The sequence below is a fragment of the Pseudomonas sp. PB3P13 genome, from assembly GCF_054897735.1.
On record NZ_CM142702.1, the window covers coordinates 4,910,552 to 4,928,302 of the forward strand.

14 protein-coding genes are annotated in these 17,751 nt (G+C 60.0%); 5 read left to right on the forward strand and 9 right to left on the reverse strand.

Annotation, left to right across the window (positions count from 1 at the left end; translation table 11 throughout):
- Positions 1 to 87 precede the first annotated feature (87 nt).
- From ACYZT1_RS22730 to ACYZT1_RS22755, 6 genes are all read right to left on the reverse strand, one after another.
- A complete protein-coding gene (locus tag ACYZT1_RS22730; RefSeq protein ID WP_462016784.1) occupies positions 88 to 912 on the reverse strand; it encodes an ABC transporter permease in 825 nt (274 codons plus the stop codon).
- A gap of 12 nt (positions 913 to 924) precedes the next feature.
- On the reverse strand, positions 925 to 2,172 hold the full coding sequence (locus ACYZT1_RS22735; protein WP_462016785.1) for an ABC transporter permease: 1,248 nt from the start codon (positions 2,170 to 2,172) through the stop codon (positions 925 to 927).
- Between the two features lie 165 nt (positions 2,173 to 2,337).
- Positions 2,338 to 3,381, reverse strand: a complete 1,044-nt coding sequence (locus tag ACYZT1_RS22740) for an ABC transporter substrate-binding protein (RefSeq protein WP_462016786.1) — start codon at positions 3,379 to 3,381, stop codon at positions 2,338 to 2,340.
- A gap of 44 nt (positions 3,382 to 3,425) precedes the next feature.
- A complete protein-coding gene (locus ACYZT1_RS22745) occupies positions 3,426 to 4,550 on the reverse strand; it encodes an ABC transporter ATP-binding protein (protein ID WP_462016787.1) in 1,125 nt (374 codons plus the stop codon).
- Positions 4,551 to 4,892: 342 nt separating this feature from the next.
- Positions 4,893 to 5,522, reverse strand: coding sequence for a response regulator (locus tag ACYZT1_RS22750; RefSeq protein ID WP_003210977.1), 630 nt, complete (start codon positions 5,520 to 5,522; stop codon positions 4,893 to 4,895).
- Positions 5,523 to 5,633: 111 nt separating this feature from the next.
- Complete coding sequence (locus tag ACYZT1_RS22755; RefSeq protein WP_462016788.1) at positions 5,634 to 8,030, reverse strand: PAS domain-containing sensor histidine kinase; 2,397 nt, start codon at positions 8,028 to 8,030, stop codon at positions 5,634 to 5,636.
- A 73-nt stretch (positions 8,031 to 8,103) separates the two neighbouring features.
- Between ACYZT1_RS22755 and ACYZT1_RS22760 the strand changes: the two genes are divergently transcribed.
- Complete coding sequence (locus ACYZT1_RS22760) at positions 8,104 to 9,096, forward strand: alpha/beta hydrolase family protein (protein ID WP_462016789.1); 993 nt, start codon at positions 8,104 to 8,106, stop codon at positions 9,094 to 9,096.
- Positions 9,097 to 9,145: 49 nt separating this feature from the next.
- On the opposite strand, the gene ACYZT1_RS22765 is transcribed toward ACYZT1_RS22760, so the two are convergent.
- From ACYZT1_RS22765 to ACYZT1_RS22775, 3 genes are read right to left on the reverse strand one after another with little or no spacing between them, the layout of a single operon-like run.
- On the reverse strand, positions 9,146 to 9,913 hold the full coding sequence (locus ACYZT1_RS22765) for a TerB family tellurite resistance protein (RefSeq protein ID WP_462016790.1): 768 nt from the start codon (positions 9,911 to 9,913) through the stop codon (positions 9,146 to 9,148).
- 1 nt (position 9,914) lies between these two features.
- Positions 9,915 to 10,586, reverse strand: a complete 672-nt coding sequence (gene murU, locus ACYZT1_RS22770) for an N-acetylmuramate alpha-1-phosphate uridylyltransferase MurU (protein WP_462016791.1) — start codon at positions 10,584 to 10,586, stop codon at positions 9,915 to 9,917.
- Entirely contained in the window at positions 10,583 to 11,602 is a 1,020-nt protein-coding gene (locus ACYZT1_RS22775) for an aminoglycoside phosphotransferase family protein (protein WP_462016792.1), read from the reverse strand. Before ACYZT1_RS22775 ends, murU begins: the two co-directional genes overlap by 4 nt.
- A gap of 130 nt (positions 11,603 to 11,732) precedes the next feature.
- Between ACYZT1_RS22775 and ACYZT1_RS22780 the strand changes: the two genes are divergently transcribed.
- Genes ACYZT1_RS22780 through rsmA form a run of 4 tightly spaced genes read left to right on the forward strand, consistent with a single transcriptional unit; the run spans position 11,733 to position 17,647 of the window.
- The gene (locus ACYZT1_RS22780; protein ID WP_462016793.1) at positions 11,733 to 14,555 is read left to right on the forward strand and encodes an LPS-assembly protein LptD; all 2,823 of its coding nucleotides are present in this window, start codon (positions 11,733 to 11,735) and stop codon (positions 14,553 to 14,555) included.
- Entirely contained in the window at positions 14,536 to 15,852 is a 1,317-nt protein-coding gene (gene surA, locus ACYZT1_RS22785) for a peptidylprolyl isomerase SurA (RefSeq protein WP_462016794.1), read from the forward strand. The genes ACYZT1_RS22780 and surA overlap by 20 nt, the downstream gene beginning before the upstream one ends.
- A complete protein-coding gene (gene pdxA, locus ACYZT1_RS22790; protein ID WP_462016795.1) occupies positions 15,849 to 16,838 on the forward strand; it encodes a 4-hydroxythreonine-4-phosphate dehydrogenase PdxA in 990 nt (329 codons plus the stop codon). The genes surA and pdxA overlap by 4 nt, the downstream gene beginning before the upstream one ends.
- Positions 16,835 to 17,647: a 16S rRNA (adenine(1518)-N(6)/adenine(1519)-N(6))-dimethyltransferase RsmA gene (gene rsmA / locus ACYZT1_RS22795; RefSeq protein ID WP_462016796.1), complete on the forward strand. Its 813-nt coding sequence runs from the start codon at positions 16,835 to 16,837 to the stop codon at positions 17,645 to 17,647. Before pdxA ends, rsmA begins: the two co-directional genes overlap by 4 nt.
- The last annotated feature ends 104 nt before the right edge of the window (positions 17,648 to 17,751 follow it).

Sequence of the window (17,751 nt, forward strand, 5' to 3'; positions counted from 1 at the left end):
GATGACTGACCTACATCCAACACAGATGTCGACTGATAGTCCGCAATCGCGAGCAGGCTCGCTCCCACAATGGATCGGGTGAAGACTTCAGACCTGCGCGGTGCGCAGCTTTTCACTGCGCCCGCGCAACCATTCCAGTGTCAGCAGCAGAATCACTGAAAAAGCGATCAGCAGCGTCGCCGCCGCCGCAATGGTCGGGCTGAGGTTCTCGCGAATGCCGCTGAACATCTGCCGCGGCAGCGTCGCTTGCTCGGGACCGGCGAGGAACAGCGTCACCACCACCTCATCGAACGAAGTCGCGAAGGCAAACAACGCCCCCGAGATGACGCCCGGCGCAATCAGCGGCAAGGTCACCCGGCGAAACGCTGTCAACGGCGAAGCGCCGAGACTGGCCGCCGCCCGCACCAGGTTATGGTTGACCCCCTGCAACGTCGCCGACACCGTGATGATCACAAACGGCACGCCCAGCACCGCATGCACCACGATCAGCGAAAAGAAGCTGTTGCCCAGTCCCAACGGCGCAAAAAACAGATAACTCGCCACGCCGATGATCACCACCGGCACCACCATCGGCGAAATCACCAGCGCCATCACCAGAGCCTTGCCCGGGAAGTCACCGCGCGTCAGACCGATTGCCGCCAGCGTGCCGAAGATCATTGCCAGCACGGTAGCCGCCGGGGCGACAATAATGCTGTTCTTCAGCGCGCGCATCCATTCCGCCGAGGCGAAGAAATCGTGATACCACTGCAGCGAGAAACCTTGCAGCGGGTACACCAGGAAACTGCCGGAGTTGAACGACAGCGGGATGATCACCAGTACCGGCAGAATCAGGAACAGCAAGATCAAGCCGCAGAGAATCCGCAAACTGTAGAACCACACCCGTTCGATGGGCGACATGTAAGGACTCAGCATTTCGATTCTCCCTTAGCTCAGGCGCAGGCGGCTGGCGCCCACCAGCCAGCTGTAAATCAGATAAAGCACCACGGTCGCCAGCAACAGCAGCCCACCGAGCGCGGTCGCCATCCCCCAGTTAATGCTGGTGTTGGTGTAGAAGGCGACGAAGTAGCTGACCATCTGATCGTTCGGGCTGCCCAGCAACGCCGGGGTGATGTAGTAGCCGATGGCGAGGATGAAGACCAACAGGCAACCGGCACCGACACCGGCGTAGGTCTGCGGGAAGTACACCCGCCAGAAACTGGCGAACGGGTGACAACCGAGGGAAATCGCAGCCCGCATGTAAGTCGGCGAAATGCCTTTCATCACGCTGTAAATCGGCAGAATCATGAACGGCAACAGGATGTGCACCATCGAGATGTAGACCCCGGTGCGGTTGAACACCAGTTCCAACGGCTTATCGATGATGCCCATCGCCATCAGGCCACTGTTGATCAAACCACCCGATTGCAGCAACACGATCCAGGCGGCGACACGCACCAGAATCGAGGTCCAGAACGGCAGCAGGACCAGAATCATCAGCAGGTTGCTTTGCCGCGACGGCAGGTTGGCCAGCAGGTACGCCAACGGGTACGCCAGCACCAGGCAGATCACGGTGATGACCAGGCCCATCCAGAACGTGCGGGCAAAAATGTCGAGGTAGATTGCCTGGTCGGGCGTGGCCGGGGCGATCTCGCCGAGGTCGTCGATGCGGTGATCGACCGACGCCAGCAAATAATACGGGGTGATACTGCTGGTGTTGCGGCGCACTGCTTGCCAGTAGGCAGGGTCGCCCCAACGCTCGTCGAGGCTTTCCAGCGCTTCTTTATAGGAGGACGGTTCGGTGGCGAACGGCAAGGCTCTGGCGGTTTTGGTCAGCAGGCTGCGGTAGCCGGCCAGTTCCATGTTCAAGCGTTTGGACAGATCGCCCAACGTCTGATTTTTGCGCGCCTCGGCGAGGTCTTCGCTGGCGGCTTTATAGACCGGCTCTGCAGGCAGACCACGACCGTCCCAACTGTCGATGGCCGCCACGGTGCGCGGCATCCCGCCGACCACTTCCGGGTTGCCGACGCTTTTGTAGAGCAGCGCCACGATCGGCACCAGGAACACCAGCAGCAGGAATATCACCAGCGGCGCAATCAAGGCCTGAGCCTTCCAGCGATTGATCCGCTCGGCGTGCTTGAGCCGCTGCTTCAAGGTGGGGTCAGTGCCCGCGTTCACGGGAATGGCGGTGGCCATGGCGTACTCCGGAAATCTTCGTTACAGAGGCATACAAACAACCTGTGGGAGCGAGCTTGCTCGCGATGGGGGCATCACATCCAACATCGATGTTGATAGACCCACTGCTATCGCGAGCAAGCTCGCTCCCACAAGGGATTGCGGTGTTCAAACCACAGGTCGTACTTACTTCGCAGCCCAGGAATTGAAGCGCTGCTCCAGTTGCTCGCCGTTGTCAGCCCAGAAGCTGACGTCGATCTGCACCTGGTTGGCGATGTTTTCCGGGGTGGTCGGCATGTCTTTCAGGACATCCTTGTTCAGCAACGGCACAGCCTGGGTATTGGCCGGGCCGTAAGCGATGTTTTCCGAGTAGGTCTTCTGCTGCTGCGGCTGCACCGAGAAAGCGATGAATTTCTTCGCCGCTTCCGCGCGTTTGGGGTCCAGGCCACGAGGGATCGCCCACGCGTCAAAGTCGTAAATGCCGCCGTTCCACACCACCTTCAGGTTGCTTTCTTTCTGCACGGCCGCGATTCGGCCGTTGTAGGCCGAGCTCATCACCACGTCACCGGACGCAAGGTACTGCGGCGGTTGCGCGCCGGCTTCCCACCACTGAATGCTTGGCTTGAGTTCGTCGAGTTTCTTGAACGCGCGATCCTGACCGTCTTTGCCGGCCAGCACCTTGTAGACGTCTTTCGGCGCGACGCCATCGGCCATCAGGGCGAATTCCAGGGTGTACTTGGCGCCTTTACGCAGGCCGCGCTTACCCGGGAATTGCTTGGTGTCCCAGAAGTCCGCCCAACTGGTCGGAGCGGTTTTCAGCTTGTCGGCGTTGTAGGCCAGCACGGTCGACCACACGAAGAAGCCCACGCCGCAAGGCTGAATCGCGCCTTTGACGTAGTCTTCGGCCTTGCCGAACAGCGCCGGGTCGAGTGGCTCGAACATGTCTTCATCGCAACCGCGGGACAGTTCTGGCGATTCAACTTCCACCAAGTCCCAGGACACGCTCTTGGTGTCGACCATGGCTTTGACCTTGGCCATCTCTCCGTTGTATTCGCCAGCGACGATCTTGCCGTTGCCCGCCGCTTCCCACGGTGCATAGAAGGCTTTGACCTGCGCGGCCTTGTTCGCCCCGCCAAAAGACACCACGGTCAAATCCGGGCCCGCCGCCATCGCGTGTGCCGCGCCGATCATGCCGACAACCAGAGCGGTTAATTTCAGGGATCTCAACATTTATTGTTCTCTCCACGTGCAGGGTTGGTAGAAGCAGGGGGCGCTTAATGCGCCTCTAAAAGCGGGTCGAGCGCGCGAACGTGTTCGACCTGCCAGCCAAGCGGTACCACGTCGCCGACGGCCAGCCCGGGATCGAGTTCGGCAATCGGCTGTTTCACAAAGAAGTCGGTCTTGCCGCAGACTTCCAGGCGAACCCGGACGTGATCGCCCAGATAGATGAATTCCGCCACCCGCCCTGAGAAGCGGTTGATGCAGGATTCGCTCGAACCATTGAGGCTCACGCGTTCCGGACGAATCGACAGCGTGACCGGTTCGCCGGTCTTGCCGACGTTGACCGCCAGCGCTTCGACTTTTTCACCGCGAGCAAGCTCGACCACGCAGCGGTCGCCGGTGTGGCTGTGCAAGCGGCCGTTGAGGCGGTTGTTCTCGCCGATGAAGTTGGCGACGAACGTGTTTTTCGGTTCTTCGTAGAGGCCGCGCGGCGGTGCGATCTGCTGGATTTCGCCTTGATGGAACACAGCCACGCGGTCAGACATGGTCAGCGCTTCACCCTGATCGTGGGTCACGTAAACCACGGTCACGCCGAGGCGCTGGTGCAGGTGTTTGATTTCCATCTGCATGTGTTCACGCAGTTGTTTGTCGAGCGCACCGAGCGGTTCATCCATCAGCACCAGTTGCGGTTCGAACACCAGTGCACGGGCCAGGGCTACGCGCTGTTGCTGACCGCCGGACAATTGCGCCGGATAACGCTGGGCGAAGGTGTCGAGCTGAACCATGCTCAAGACTTTTTTCACCTTGTCGCTGACATCGCTTTTGTTCAGACCGCGCACGGTCAGCGGGAACCCGAGGTTTTCGGCGACCGTCATGTGCGGGAACAGCGCGTAGTTCTGAAAAACCATGCCGATGTCGCGCTTGTGCGGCGGCACATTGTTGATGGAACGCCCGGCCAGGAGGATTTCACCCGCGGTCGGGGTTTCGAAACCGGCGAGCATCATCAGGCTGGTGGTCTTGCCGGAGCCGGACGGCCCGAGCAGGGTCAGAAACTCACCTTTGCGGATGTCCAGGTTGAGGTCTTTGACGATCAGGTTCTCGCCGTCGTAGCTCTTCTGCACTCCACGAAAGCTGACCAGAATGTCACTGGCCCCTGCGCTTGAATCGACCTGGCTCATACCCACACCTTTGTTATTGATGACTGCTGTGGATTAAGCCTAGTGGACGCTGGGAAGCACGCAAATCGGGGCGCAGGAGAGAATCGCCTCAGCGGGATGGAAGGTTGGGGGTAGGGATTGCCCTACAAGCATGGCGCGATTGGACAGGGCAGCGGCAAGTTTCAAGCGGCAAGCCGCAAGACTGGGTAAAAGCGGATTTGCAGGTTGTCGTAAATGGGCATGCGCGCACCAGGCTTCTGTGGGAGCGAGCTTGCTCGCGATTACGGCCTGAGATTCAACATGTATGTCGACTGATAGTCCGCTATCGCGAGCAAGCTCGCTCCCACGGGGGCAACGGTGTTCTCAGAGCAGTTTGTGCTCCATCGCATATTTCACCAGCTCGGCCAGTGAAGTGATGTTGAGCTTTTGCATCAGCCGGGCCTTGTGGGTGCTGATGGTTTTGCTGCTCAGCGCCAGTTGCTGGGCGATGTCATTGACGTTGGCGCCTTGAGCAAGACGTTCGAATACCGAGAACTCCCGTTCCGACAACAACGAATGCAACGGCCGCGAATCGGTCAGACCGACTTCGAAGACCATACGGTCGGCCAGGTCCGGGTCGATGTAGCGCCCGCCTGCTGCAACCTTGCGGATTGCCGTCAGCAACAAGGCCGGATCGCTGTCCTTGGTCGCATAGCCTGCCGCGCCGACTTTCAACGCCCGGGCGGCCATCTGCGCCTCGTCGTGCATCGACAACACCAGGATCGCCGGCGGATTGTTCAAGGCGCGAATCCGCGGAATTGCTTCCAGACCATTCACACCCGGCATGGAAATGTCGAGCAACACCACTTCGCAGGGAACATGCCGCAAGGTTTCGAGCAGTTGTTCACCATTGCTCGCCTCCCCCACCACCAGCAAATCCTTGGCGAGGCCGATCAATTGCTTGATGCCTTCGCGAACGATGGTGTGGTCTTCTGCTACCAGTACACGGATCACGTTTTTCTCCAGATTCAGGCGCTATCGCGAGCAGGCTCGTTCCAACAGGTACAGAGCACCTGTGGGAGCGAGCCTGCTCGCGAAAGCGTCAGTACAGACAACACAAATGCATCAGGCTTCATCCACCGGCACCCGCACGCTCAACGTCGTGCCCTCCCCGGGCTCACTCTCAAGCCACAACCGCCCGCCCATGATCAACACCCGCTCACGCATGCCCACAACACCAAAGGATGTCGGCCTGCCGACCGCAGGGACGAATCCTACGCCATCGTCACTCACCGTCAGACACAACTCCTCGCCTTCCAGCGTCAACGTCAGTTCGACAGTATGCGCCTGGGCATGCCGCATGACATTGGTCAGCGCTTCCTGAAGGATGCGAAACAAGCCAACTGCCTTGGCATCGCTGAGCACTGGCAAATTGTCCGGCACCTGCACCAGGCACGGGATCTGCGTGCGCGCCTCGAACCGCCGGGCCTGCCATTCAATGGCTGAAGCGATACCCGCGTCGAGGATCGGTGGTCGCAGCGCCGTGGCCACATCGCGTACCAGCTGAAACAGCTGAGCGATCAGGCGCTTCATGCTGTTCAAGCGTTCGTTCAAACCTGGGTCAAGCTGCGCGTAGGCCAGTTCGCACATGGACGTTTCCAGCTTCAACACCGTCAACATCTGCCCCAACTCGTCATGCACCTCGCGGGCAATGCGCGCCTTTTCTTCTTCGCGCACGCTCTCCAGGTGCGCGGACAATTCGCGCAATTGTTCGCGGGAGCTGGCCAGTTCCAGTTCGATGCGCTTGCTTTCGCTGATGTCCCAGACAATGCCATCCCAGACATAGGCGCCATCTTCGAGCCGGCGGGTAATTGCCTTGATCTCGGCCCAGCGTTGCTCGCCCTGCCGCGTCAGGATGCGCCCTTGCCACGACCAGTCACTGTCGGTATCCAGCGCGTGATCCTGAGTCTGGTGATAACTGGCCTTGTCGTCCGGATGCACCAGGCTGCGCAGGCCATTGTCGCGATGGGCCAGGGTGGCCGGCGAGTAACCGACCAGGCTCTCGCTGCCCTCACTGATGTAGGCAAAATCGATCTGCCCTGTCACCGGCGCGCGCTCCAGGCGAAAGACCAGGCCCGGAACATTGGCCGCGATACCCTGCAGCCGCGCCTCGCTTTCCTGCAAAGCAGCCAGTGCCCGACGGCGCTCGGTGACGTCGTTCAGGTAAACCACCAGGTATTCGCCATCGCGGAAGCGCAGAAAACTCAGCGAAACATCTGCTGGCAAAACGCTGCCGTCGGCACGCACGCAATTGGTTTCAAAACCTGGAGGGCCTTCTTCGCTGGCCCGCGCGCGCTTCCACAGGTTGAGCCAACGGTCCATGTGCAGGCCGGGCTCGAAATCGATCAGCGGCCGGTCAAGAATGCCGCCGGGCGGATAACCGAGCATGGTTTCGGCGGCGCGGTTGGCGTAACGCACATGGCTGTCCCAATTGACCCAAAGAATGCCAACGGTGCTCTGGTCGATGGAAAACTGCGTAAGCCGCAGGGCTTCCTCGCTGGCCACGCGCAGGGCAATGTCTTCGCGCGCCGCCCGTAGCCGTTGCTCCAGGCTCAATTGCTGGCGGCGCTGCCAGAACACGATCGCCATGCTGCTCAACATCAACACCGCCAGCAGCAGACACAGGTTTTGCCAGAAACCCGGCGAGTCGGTCAGCCGCGGGTACTTGGGTTGCAGCCATTGATTGTGCAGTTGCTCCAGATCCTTGGCCGGAATCGCCCGCAGCGCGCTTTCGACAATAGCGGCCAGTTCCGGCCAGTCCCGGCGCGTCGCCACGCGCAGCAATTGCGGCAAACCGATGTCACCGACCACCACCAGCCCGGCGAACTCCGGCTCGACCGACAGGCGCCCCAGCTGTGCTTCGTCGACCACGGCATAGCTGGCCTGCTGACTCAACAACAACTGCAAGGCCTGACGCTCGATCGGCACGCCTTGCAGATTGAGGTGCGGATAATTGCTGCGCAAGTAATCGGCGGTGGCGCTGGGCATGCGCACGGCCACGCGGGTCTGGCTGTCGAGTTGTTCCAGCTCGACCGCACCGCTGCGTTTTTGATCGCTGACCACCAGCTGCGGCACGCGCATGTACGGATCGGAAAACTGCCACAGACGCAAGCCTGCGGGAGTCTGGGTCAAGCCGGGCGCGAGGTCGATCTCACCATCGCGGGCGGCCGCCTCCAGCTGTGCAAGGTCGGGAAAGTTGCGCCAGCTCAGCTCGACCTTGAGTGCCTTGGCCAGCCATTTCATCAGTTCGATGTTGACCCCTGACAGTCGCTGCAGACGGCGGTCGTATTGCGCGTAAGGCACTTGCAAGACAACGCCGACGCGCAATTGATCGTGCTGCGCCAGCCATTGCTGCTGGCTCGCCGACAGTTGTGCGAGGTGAGCCGGCGGCGCGGACGCCGGCCAGCCCGTCAAGGGAAACAACAAACAGCCGATAACCCACAGGCAGCAAAAACGCATCATCGAAGTCTCATACACTGACAAACACTGACCAACCTATTAGGCTGGCGGAATAACTTCTGGCCTGGAATATCCGATGCCCCCTGTCTACCGCCTGGCACTGCCAGCATTGTGCCTGTCGCTGCTCCTGCCCTGCGCGTTTTCCGTCGCCGCCGCTGAAACCGCGCCGGCTGCTGCGGAAGAACCCGTCAGCGAAAAACCGCTTGAGCGTCAGCCGTTGCTGGAGCGTAGTCAGGAAGAAGCGACAGCACTTGAACGAAAAATCCCCGCACAGGAACAACAACAGCTGCAGGCCGGCAACGACACTTTTCTGGCCTTGTGGAAACCCGCCAACACCGCCGAACCCAAAGGCGCAGTGATCATCGTCCCGGGCGCTGGCGAAACGGCTGACTGGCCACAGGCTATTGGTCCGTTGCGGCGCAAGCTGCCGGATGCCAAATGGAGCAGCTTGAGTATCACCCTGCCCGATATGCAAAGCGATGTCATTGCTCCGCGCGTGGTCGAGGTGCCGCCAACGATCAAGGCGCCTGATGTCGGCAGCAAGGATTCGACGACCGCAACGCCGATCGAACAGGCAGCCGGCGGGGAGGCAGAAATCGTCGACAAAGCTGTCGCCGAAACCGGTGAGGATCAATCGAAAGCCGATGCCGAGCGAATCTTCGCACGCATCGATGCAGCGATTGCCTACGCAGAACAACAAAGTGTTCGCAGCATTGTGCTGCTGGGCCACGGCACCGGCGCCTACTGGGCCGCGCGTTTTCTGAACGAAAGGCAGCCGCCGCAGATCGAGAAGTTTGCCATGATCGCAGCGCAGACACCGACAGCGGCGAAACCGCCGCTGGTGGAACTGACGCCGACCCTGAAGCTGCCGACAGTGGATATCTTTTACAAGGACAAACCGCTGGATCGCAGCCTGGCGGTGGAGCGTCTGCAAGCGAGCAAACGCCTGAAAGCCGTTGCTTACAGCCAGGTATCGCTCAAGGCGTTGCCGGGTGATGCCAAGGCTGAGCAGGAGCAACTGGTTCGTCGGGTGCGCGGGTGGTTGAACCCAAAGCCGCCGGCGAATTGATAGACCCGCGCGGTGTCATTCGCCAGCACTGACGACACAAGGATACCGACTAGCGAAAATCCCGTCGTTCCCGAATCAGCGTATACGCCGTATGCAACTCGCGCGTTTTGTCTGTCGCCTCGCGCACCTGCTTCGCCGTCGCGCCGCTGCCGGCGATCTTGTCCGGGTGATGACGACTCAGCAAGCGTCGATAGGCACGCTTGATCTGCGCCGGCTCAGTGGTGGCCGTGACGCCGAGCAAACGCATGGCATCCTGATAGGTCACGGCACTGGTCACCACGGGACGCTTCTGCGGTTCATAGTCTTCCGCGAGCGCTTGCACCTGATGGCGCGTCCAGCCGAGCCACTTGCCCCATTGACGCACCAGTTCAACCTCACCGACACCGGCGCGGCCATCGGCCCAGACCATCCGCCAGCAGGCGCGCAAGACGCCCTCGGCGGCATGGGGCTGGCCCCTCATGCGGCGCAGATACCCACTTAAACGGTCGTGCCCGGTCTTGCCACGATTGAACGCCGTGATCGCACGGCGTTGTGCCGATTCGGTCATTTCCAGCGAGCGCATCTCCTGACGCGCCTGCTGAATATGCCCGTCCGCTACCCGCCCATCGCACTTGGCCAGACGCCCCAGCAGCACGAACAGCAGTTCATCGTTGCGCAGCATCGGGCGACCGCCGAGCCTCTCACGCAAATGCCCCCAACTTTGCAGTTGCAGGCGCCGGTCCAGCGCCTGTCCCAATAACGCGCCAAGCATGGCCCCCGGAATACTGGCGATGACATAACCCAGTCCGGCTCCAATCAGAGTCCCTGGCCACAACATCTCAGCGACTCGCTTCTATCAAGGTTTCAACTTCTGCGAGACGTTCGTGAGTGCCGACATCGACCCATTGCCCGTGCAGCCGCTCACCGGTGACCTGTCCTTGAGCCATCGCGGTGCGCAGCAATGGCGCCAATTTGAACGCGCCGGCGGAGCAACCGTCGAACAGTTGCGGGTGCAGCACGGCAATGCCGCTGTACGTCAAGGTTGGTGTCGACGGCTGACCGTCGCGCACCTGCCCGTCGATCAGGCTGAAATCGCCCGCCGGATGATGTGTCGGATTAGCCGCCAGCACCAGATGGGCCAGCCCGGCGATTGGCTGATGCAACACGCTGAAGTCGTAGTCGGTCCAGATGTCACCGTTGACCACCAGGAACGCGTCATCACCCAGCAAGGGCAGCGCGCGGAAAATTCCGCCGCCGGTTTCCAGCGGCTCCCCCTCCGGCGAATACTGAATGCGCACGCCGTACTGCGAACCGTCCCCCAGATAACTTTCGATCTGCTGACCGAGCCAGGCGTGATTGATCACGATTTCGGTGAACCCGGCCCCGGCGAGGGCTTTGAGGTGGTAGTCAATCAGCGGCACCCCGCCTGCGCGCACCAGAGGTTTGGGCGTGGTCAGTGTCAACGGACGCATGCGTTCACCTTTGCCCGCCGCCAGAATCATCGCCTTCATGCTTGAGCTCCGGCGCGCAGACTTTCCAGCAATTCACCCAATTCGGCGAGTTCGGGACGTCGGGCCACCACAGCTTCTATATAGGCAAAGAATCGCGGCACATCGGCCAGATAACGTGCTTTGCCGTCGCGGTGACAGATGCGCGCGAAAATGCCGATGACTTTCAGGTGACGCTGCACACCCATCAGGTCGCTGGCGCGCAGGAAATCCTGCCAATCCGGCTGAACCGGGATGCCGAGCGCCCCGGCTTTGCGCCAATAATTTTCCAGCCAGCCAAGCACCCGCTCTTCGGGCCAGCTGAGAAACGCGTCTTTGAACAGGCAGGTCACGTCGTAGGTCACGGGGCCATAAACCGCATCCTGAAAATCCAGCACCCCGGGGCTGGGCTCGCTAAGCATCAGGTTGCGCGGCATGTAGTCGCGATGAACCAGTACCTTGGGCTGAGCCAGGGCACTGTCGATCAACTGGTCACTGACTCGTTGCCAGAGAGTTTGCTGCGTGGCGTCCAGCTCGACGCCCAGCTCGCGCTTCACATACCACTCGGGGAACAACTCCAGCTCGCGGCGCAGCAGTGCAACGTCGTAGCTGGGGAGCGGCGCGACCATCGGCAGTTGCTGAAAAGCCAGCAGCGCCTGCAACGCATCCTGGAACAAATCATCGGCATTTTCGCTGTCGATGACGTCCAGATAAGTCTGGTTGCCCAGGTCGTTGAGCAAAAGAAAACCGCGATCGAGGTCCTCGGCGTAAATTTTCGGCACATTTATTCCGGATTTCGCCAGTAAAAAAGCAATATCCACGAACGGTTTGCAGTTTTCCTGGGGCGGTGGAGCATCCATCACGACGAAGCTGCGCCCCTCGCCCTCCCAGCGAAAATAGCGTCGGAAGCTCGCGTCACTGCTGGCCGCAGTCAACGTGGCCGGGGGTACTGCTCCCCAACCCTGTTCTGCAAAGAGGGTCGCCAGCTGTTCTTCGAGCCAAACTTTCAGGTGTTGCAAACGTACATCTTGGTCAGGCATTGCAAGGGTCTCCGACGGCGCTAGCCGTCAAGCGGGTCATGCTTTATTATCCAGCATCTTTTTCAGACCATCGAGAGGCGTGCGGCCCACACCGCGGGCAGATGGCACGCAGGAAGCCCGGACTAATAAGATGGCATTGAAATCCCCCGCGTTTCGTAAAAAATTTCCGTTGTTGGTCACCGGCAGTCTGCTGGCCCTGCAACCTCTAGCCACTTCGTTCGTGGTCGCCGCGGAACAGTATGACTGCTCAGTCTCTGCTTCGGGTGCCTGGGACTGTGCGCCGAAATCTCCAGCCGCTGCGCTGCCACCGCGTCCCGTCCATGACGGCAGCGCAGTGAGCACGAGCGGCGAGACTCCGGCCGACGGCAGTTCCAGTCAAGACACCGGCGAAAAACCTGTGCTGGTTACCGAGTCCAACGGCCGCGGCCTGAAGTCCCGTAGCGCAGACTACAGTCACCTGGACTGGGTTCCCCGCGAGAAGCTCACTGCAGCGCAATTGGCCGAAACCGGTCCTTATTGCTCTGGTTCCTATATCGAACCGATTCGTCCTGGCATGAATGACAAGACGGATAAAAGTGATGCGCCTACCTTTGTCGGTGCCAAAGCATCCCGCTACAAGCAGGATGAACAGGTCGCCACACTGGCCGGTGACGTCGTCTTGCGTCAGGGCAGCATGCAGGCCGAAGCCGATGAGGCAAACCTCTATCAGGCCGAAAGCCGTGGCGAACTGAGCGGCAACGTGCGCATTCGCGACAACGGTGCACTGATCGTCGGTGACCACGCCGATGTGCAGCTCGACACCGGTGAAGCCAAAATCGACAACGCCGAATACGTGATGCACAAATCGCGCATTCGCGGTAATGCGCTGTACGCCAAACGGGCCGAGAACGCGATCATCCGCCTCAAGGATGGTACGTACACCACGTGCGAACCGGACAGCAACGCCTGGCAGCTCAAGGGCAACAACATCACCTTGAACCCGGCCACCGGTTTCGGTACCGCGACCAACGTGACGCTGCGGGTCAAGGACATTCCGGTTCTGTACACCCCGTACATCTATTTCCCGATCGACGACCGTCGTCAGTCCGGTTTCCTGCCGCCGACCGTCGGCACCGGCAGCGACACAGGCTTCCTGCTCGTGACCCCGTACTACTTCAACCTGGCGCCGAACTACGACGCCACGTTGTACCCGCGTTACATGAGCAAGCGCGGCATGTTGCTGGAAGGCGAATTCCGTTACCTGACCCAGTCCAGCGAAGGACAGTTCGGCGCCGCTTACCTCAACGACGACAACACCGATCGAAAGCTGCAGACCGATTACGAAAAAACCCGCTACATGTACAACTGGCAGCACAAGGGCGGTCTCGACTCCCGAGTGTTTACAGAAGTTGACTACACCAAGATCAGCGATCCGTATTACTTCCAGGATCTGCAGAGCGATCAGATCGGCATCAAAAGCGACGACTACGTGAATCAGCAGGGTTCTGTCAGCTATCGTGGCGACAGTTACACTGCGCGTATCAATGCGCAGGCCTACCAGCTGGCAACGGTTTCCAACATCACACCGTACAACCGCTTGCCGCAGATCACCTTCAATGGTCAGCTGCCGTATCATCCGGAAGGGATGAACTTCGATTATGAAACAGAAATCGTGCGGTTTGATCGGGACCTTGAAGATGGCAATTTTATCAATGAAGACGGCGGTCCATTTAACGCTGATGGCACCGTCGGTTCACCTCGGCTAGATACAAACGTCTTCGGTCTGGCCCGTGCCAACGGTACTCGCCTCAATCTCAAGCCGGGTGTCAGCCTGCCGATGAACGCCAGTTATGGCTTCATTACGCCATCGCTGAAGTATCAATACACCCAGTACGACCTGGATCTTGATGGCAAGGGCAAGTCCGACATCGCGTCTCAGGGCTCTGAAGGTGACCGTCTCAACGGCACTTACAGCAGCAGTCAGAGTCGCGGTGTGCCGATCGCCAGTATCGACAGTGGTCTGTACTTCGATCGCAAGACCTCATGGTTTGGCAAGAACTACAACCAGACTCTCGAACCGCGCCTGTTCTATCTCTATGTGCCGGAAACCGACCAGGAAGACATCCCGGTATTCGACACCAGTGAAACGCTGTTCAACTACAGCTCGTTGTTCCGCGACAACCGTTTCTCCGGTTCCGACCGCGTCGGCGACGAGAACAAGCTGTCGCTGGGCGTGACCAGTCGCTGGATCGAAGACAACGGTTTCGAACGCCAACGCATCAGTATCGGCCAGGCTGTGTACTTCAAGGACCGCGAAGTTCAGTTGCCAGGTATTGATGCAAGAACTCGTGACGACGCTCAATCCGACGTCTCTCCGTATGCACTCGAGTATGAATACCGCTGGAACCGTGATTGGCGCACCACCGCCGAGTACAACTGGGATCCGGACAGCCGCAGCCCTCGCTCGGGTAGCGCGATGTTCCACTACCAGCCTGAAGACAACCCGAACAAGGTCATCAACGCCGGCTATCGCTATCGCAATGACCAGGTCCGTTATGACCAGACAACCGGTCGGTGGTCGGTGGGTGGCGGTGACTACGGCACGCCGGGCACTGCGGGTTACGTGAAGGACTACTACAAGATCCAGCAGCACGATTTCTCGGTCATCTGGCCGGTTGTGCCGCAATGGAACGTCATCAGCCGCTGGCAGTACGACTACAACCGCAACCGTACGCTGGAAGCCTTCGGTGGTTTCGAGTACGACAACTGCTGCTGGAAGCTGCGCGTGATCAACCGTTACTGGGTCGACTATGACGAAACCAGTCAAGACGCTCCGGAAAATGAGAAAGGCGACCATGGCGTCTTCCTTCAAATCGTCCTGAAAGGTCTCGGCGGCCTCACCGGCTCCAAGGTAGAGAGCTTCCTCGACAAAGGCATCCAAGGTTATCGTGAACGTGAAGACCAAGCTTTCTGATTGTCTGCGCCCGCTGATGCTGGGCGCGCTGTTCCTGGGTACTGCGGCAAACGCCGCGGTACAGTCCATCGATAAAGTGGTGGCCATCGTCGACAACGACGTGGTCATGCAGAGCCAGCTGGACCAGCGTGTTCATGAAGTTCAGCAAACCATCGCCAAGCGTGGTGCTGCTGCACCACCGCCTGGCGTGCTGGATCAGCAGGTGCTGGAGCGTCTGATCGTCGAAAACCTGCAACTGCAGATCGGCGAACGCTCCGGTATCCGCATTACCGATGAAGAACTGAACCAGGCCGTCGGCACCATTGCCCAGCGCAATAACATGTCGATTGACCAGTTCCGCTCCGCTCTGGCTCGCGATGGTTTGTCTTACGACGACGCCCGTGACCAGATCCGCCGCGAAATGATCATCAGCCGTGTGCGCCAGCGCCGTGTGGCCGAACGCATCCAGGTGTCCGAGCAGGAAGTGAAGAACTTCCTCGCTTCCGACCTTGGCAAAATGCAGCTGTCCGAAGAATTCCGTCTGGCCAACATCCTGATTCCTACGCCGGAAAGCGCCAACTCCGACGCGATTCAGAATGCCGCCAAACAGGCCGACGCGGTGTATCAGCAGCTCAAGCAAGGCGCCGACTTCGGTCAGTTGGCCATCGCCAAATCTGCCAGCGAAACCGCTCTGGAAGGCGGCGATATGGGCTGGCGTAAAGCCGGTCAATTGCCACCACCGTTCGATCGCCTGCTCGGCACGATGGCAGTCGGCGACGTGACTCAGCCAACGCGCACGCCGGGGGGCTTCATCATTCTGAAGATTCTCGACAAGCGTGGCGGTGACACCCAGGTGCGCGATGAAGTGCACGTGCGTCACATCCTGATCAAGCCAAGCGAAATCCGCAGCGAAGCCGAAACCAAGCGTCTGGCCGAGAAGCTCTACGACCGCATCGAGTCGGGTGAAGACTTCGCCGAACTGGCGAAAAGTTTCTCGGAAGATCCGGGATCGGCCCTCAACGGTGGCGACCTTAACTGGATCGACCCGAACGCGCTGGTGCCGGAATTCCGCGAAGTGATGGCCAACACCCCGCAAGGTCAGCTGTCCAAGCCATTTCAGACCCAATATGGCTGGCATGTTCTGGAAGTCCTCGGCCGCCGTGCCACCGACAGCACCAGCCAGGCCCGCGAGCAGCAAGCGATGACCGTATTGCGTAACCGCAAATACGACGAAGAGCTGCAGAGCTGGTTGCGTCAGATCCGTGACGAAGCGTACGTGGAAATCAAACTTCCTGGTGCAGACCAGGCAGCGCAGTGAAACCGAAATGTTTCGCGCTGACACCCGGTGAACCGGCCGGCATAGGTCCTGACCTGTGCCTGCTGCTCGCCTCGCACACCCAGCCCCACCCCTTGATTGCCATTACCAGCCGCGACCTGCTTCTCGAGCGGGCCGCGCAGTTGGGTGTGGCGGTCGATTTATTGCCGGTCACGCCTGATGCCTGGCCCGATACCCCCGCGCCGGCCAACAGTCTGTACGTCTGGGATACGCCGCTAAGCGCCCCGGTACATGCCGGCCAGCTGGATAAGGCCAATGCCGCTTTCGTTCTGCAAACCTTGACCCGTGCGGGTCAAGGCTGCCTGGATGGAGATTTCGCCGGCATGATCACCGCCCCGGTACATAAGGGTGTCATCAACGAATCGGGTATCGCTTTTTCCGGGCACACGGAATTTCTCGCCGACCTGACCCACACCGCGCAAGTGGTGATGATGCTCGCGACGCGCGGATTACGTGTGGCGCTGGTCACCACCCACCTGCCCCTGCGCGAGATTGCCGATGCAATCACGCCTGAGCGGCTGGAGCGAGTCACGCGAATTCTGCACCGCGACCTGCAAGAAAAATTCGGCATCGCCCGACCACGCATCCTGGTTTGCGGGCTTAACCCGCACGCCGGTGAAGGCGGTCACCTGGGCCATGAAGAAATCGACATTATCGAACCCACTCTGGAGCGCCTGCGCGGCGAGGGCATGGACCTTCGCGGCCCCCTGCCCGCCGACACTCTGTTTACCCCCAAATATCTGGAGCACTGCGACGCGGTGCTGGCGATGTACCACGACCAGGGTTTGCCCGTGCTGAAGTACAAAGGCTTCGGCGCGGCAGTAAACGTGACCCTCGGCTTGCCGATCATCCGCACCTCGGTCGACCACGGCACCGCCCTGGACCTGGCCGGCAGCGGAAAGATCGACACCGGCAGCCTGCAAGTCGCTTTGGAAACCGCCTACCAGATGGCCGAGACCCGTTTATGACCGAGCATTACCAACACAAGGCGCGCAAGCGTTTTGGCCAGAACTTCCTCCATGATGCCGGCGTTATCGACCGCATCCTGCGCGCCATCCGCGCCAAACCTGAAGACCGCCTGCTGGAAATCGGCCCGGGCCAGGGCGCATTGACGCAAGGCCTGCTCAACAGCGGTGCGCAGCTGGATGTCGTCGAGCTGGACAAGGACCTGATCCCGATCCTCAACCAGCAATTTGCCGACAAGAGCAATTTCAACCTGCACCAAGGCGATGCGTTGAAGTTCGACTTTAACAGTCTCAATGCTGCACCGAACAGCCTGCGCGTGGTTGGCAACCTGCCATACAACATTTCCACGCCGCTGATTTTTCACCTGTTGAACAACGCGGGCATCATTCGCGACATGCACTTCATGCTGCAGAAGGAAGTGGTCGAGCGCCTGGCGGCTGGCCCGGGCGGCGGTGATTGGGGTCGTTTGTCGATCATGGTGCAGTATCACTGCCGGGTTGAGCACCTGTTCAACGTCGGCCCGGGCGCGTTCAATCCGCCGCCCAAAGTCGATTCGGCCATCGTGCGTCTGGTCCCCCACGACGTACTGCCGCACCCGGCCAAGGATCACAAACTGCTGGAGCGCGTTGTGCGCGAGGCTTTCAACCAGCGTCGCAAGACCCTGCGTAACACCCTGAAATTATTGCTGAGCAACGATGAAATCGAAGCTGCCGGTGTCGATGGTAGTCTGCGCCCCGAGCAACTCGACCTGGCCGCGTTCGTGCGATTGGCCGACAAGCTCAGCGAACAGGTCAAACCCGTCGCCGATTGACTGGCGATGAACGCTATCGGGTAGGTCGTCAGTCTGGTTTACTACCCGATACTTGGCCTAGACTGAACACATCAGCTACGCCCGCGTTCCGCTTCGTTTTTAAG

Coding starts and splice junctions, on each gene's coding strand:
- ACYZT1_RS22730 (WP_462016784.1), bottom strand. CDS start 912: ATGCTGAGTCCTTACATGTCGCCCATCGAACGGGTGTGGTTCTACAGT.
- ACYZT1_RS22735 (WP_462016785.1), bottom strand. CDS start 2,172: ATGGCCACCGCCATTCCCGTGAACGCGGGCACTGACCCCACCTTGAAG.
- ACYZT1_RS22740 (WP_462016786.1), bottom strand. CDS start 3,381: ATGTTGAGATCCCTGAAATTAACCGCTCTGGTTGTCGGCATGATCGGC.
- ACYZT1_RS22745 (WP_462016787.1), bottom strand. CDS start 4,550: ATGAGCCAGGTCGATTCAAGCGCAGGGGCCAGTGACATTCTGGTCAGC.
- ACYZT1_RS22755 (WP_462016788.1), bottom strand. CDS start 8,030: ATGATGCGTTTTTGCTGCCTGTGGGTTATCGGCTGTTTGTTGTTTCCC.
- ACYZT1_RS22760 (WP_462016789.1), top strand. CDS start 8,104: ATGCCCCCTGTCTACCGCCTGGCACTGCCAGCATTGTGCCTGTCGCTG.
- ACYZT1_RS22765 (WP_462016790.1), bottom strand. CDS start 9,913: ATGTTGTGGCCAGGGACTCTGATTGGAGCCGGACTGGGTTATGTCATC.
- murU (WP_462016791.1), bottom strand. CDS start 10,586: ATGAAGGCGATGATTCTGGCGGCGGGCAAAGGTGAACGCATGCGTCCG.
- ACYZT1_RS22775 (WP_462016792.1), bottom strand. CDS start 11,602: ATGCCTGACCAAGATGTACGTTTGCAACACCTGAAAGTTTGGCTCGAA.
- ACYZT1_RS22780 (WP_462016793.1), top strand. CDS start 11,733: ATGGCATTGAAATCCCCCGCGTTTCGTAAAAAATTTCCGTTGTTGGTC.
- rsmA (WP_462016796.1), top strand. CDS start 16,835: ATGACCGAGCATTACCAACACAAGGCGCGCAAGCGTTTTGGCCAGAAC.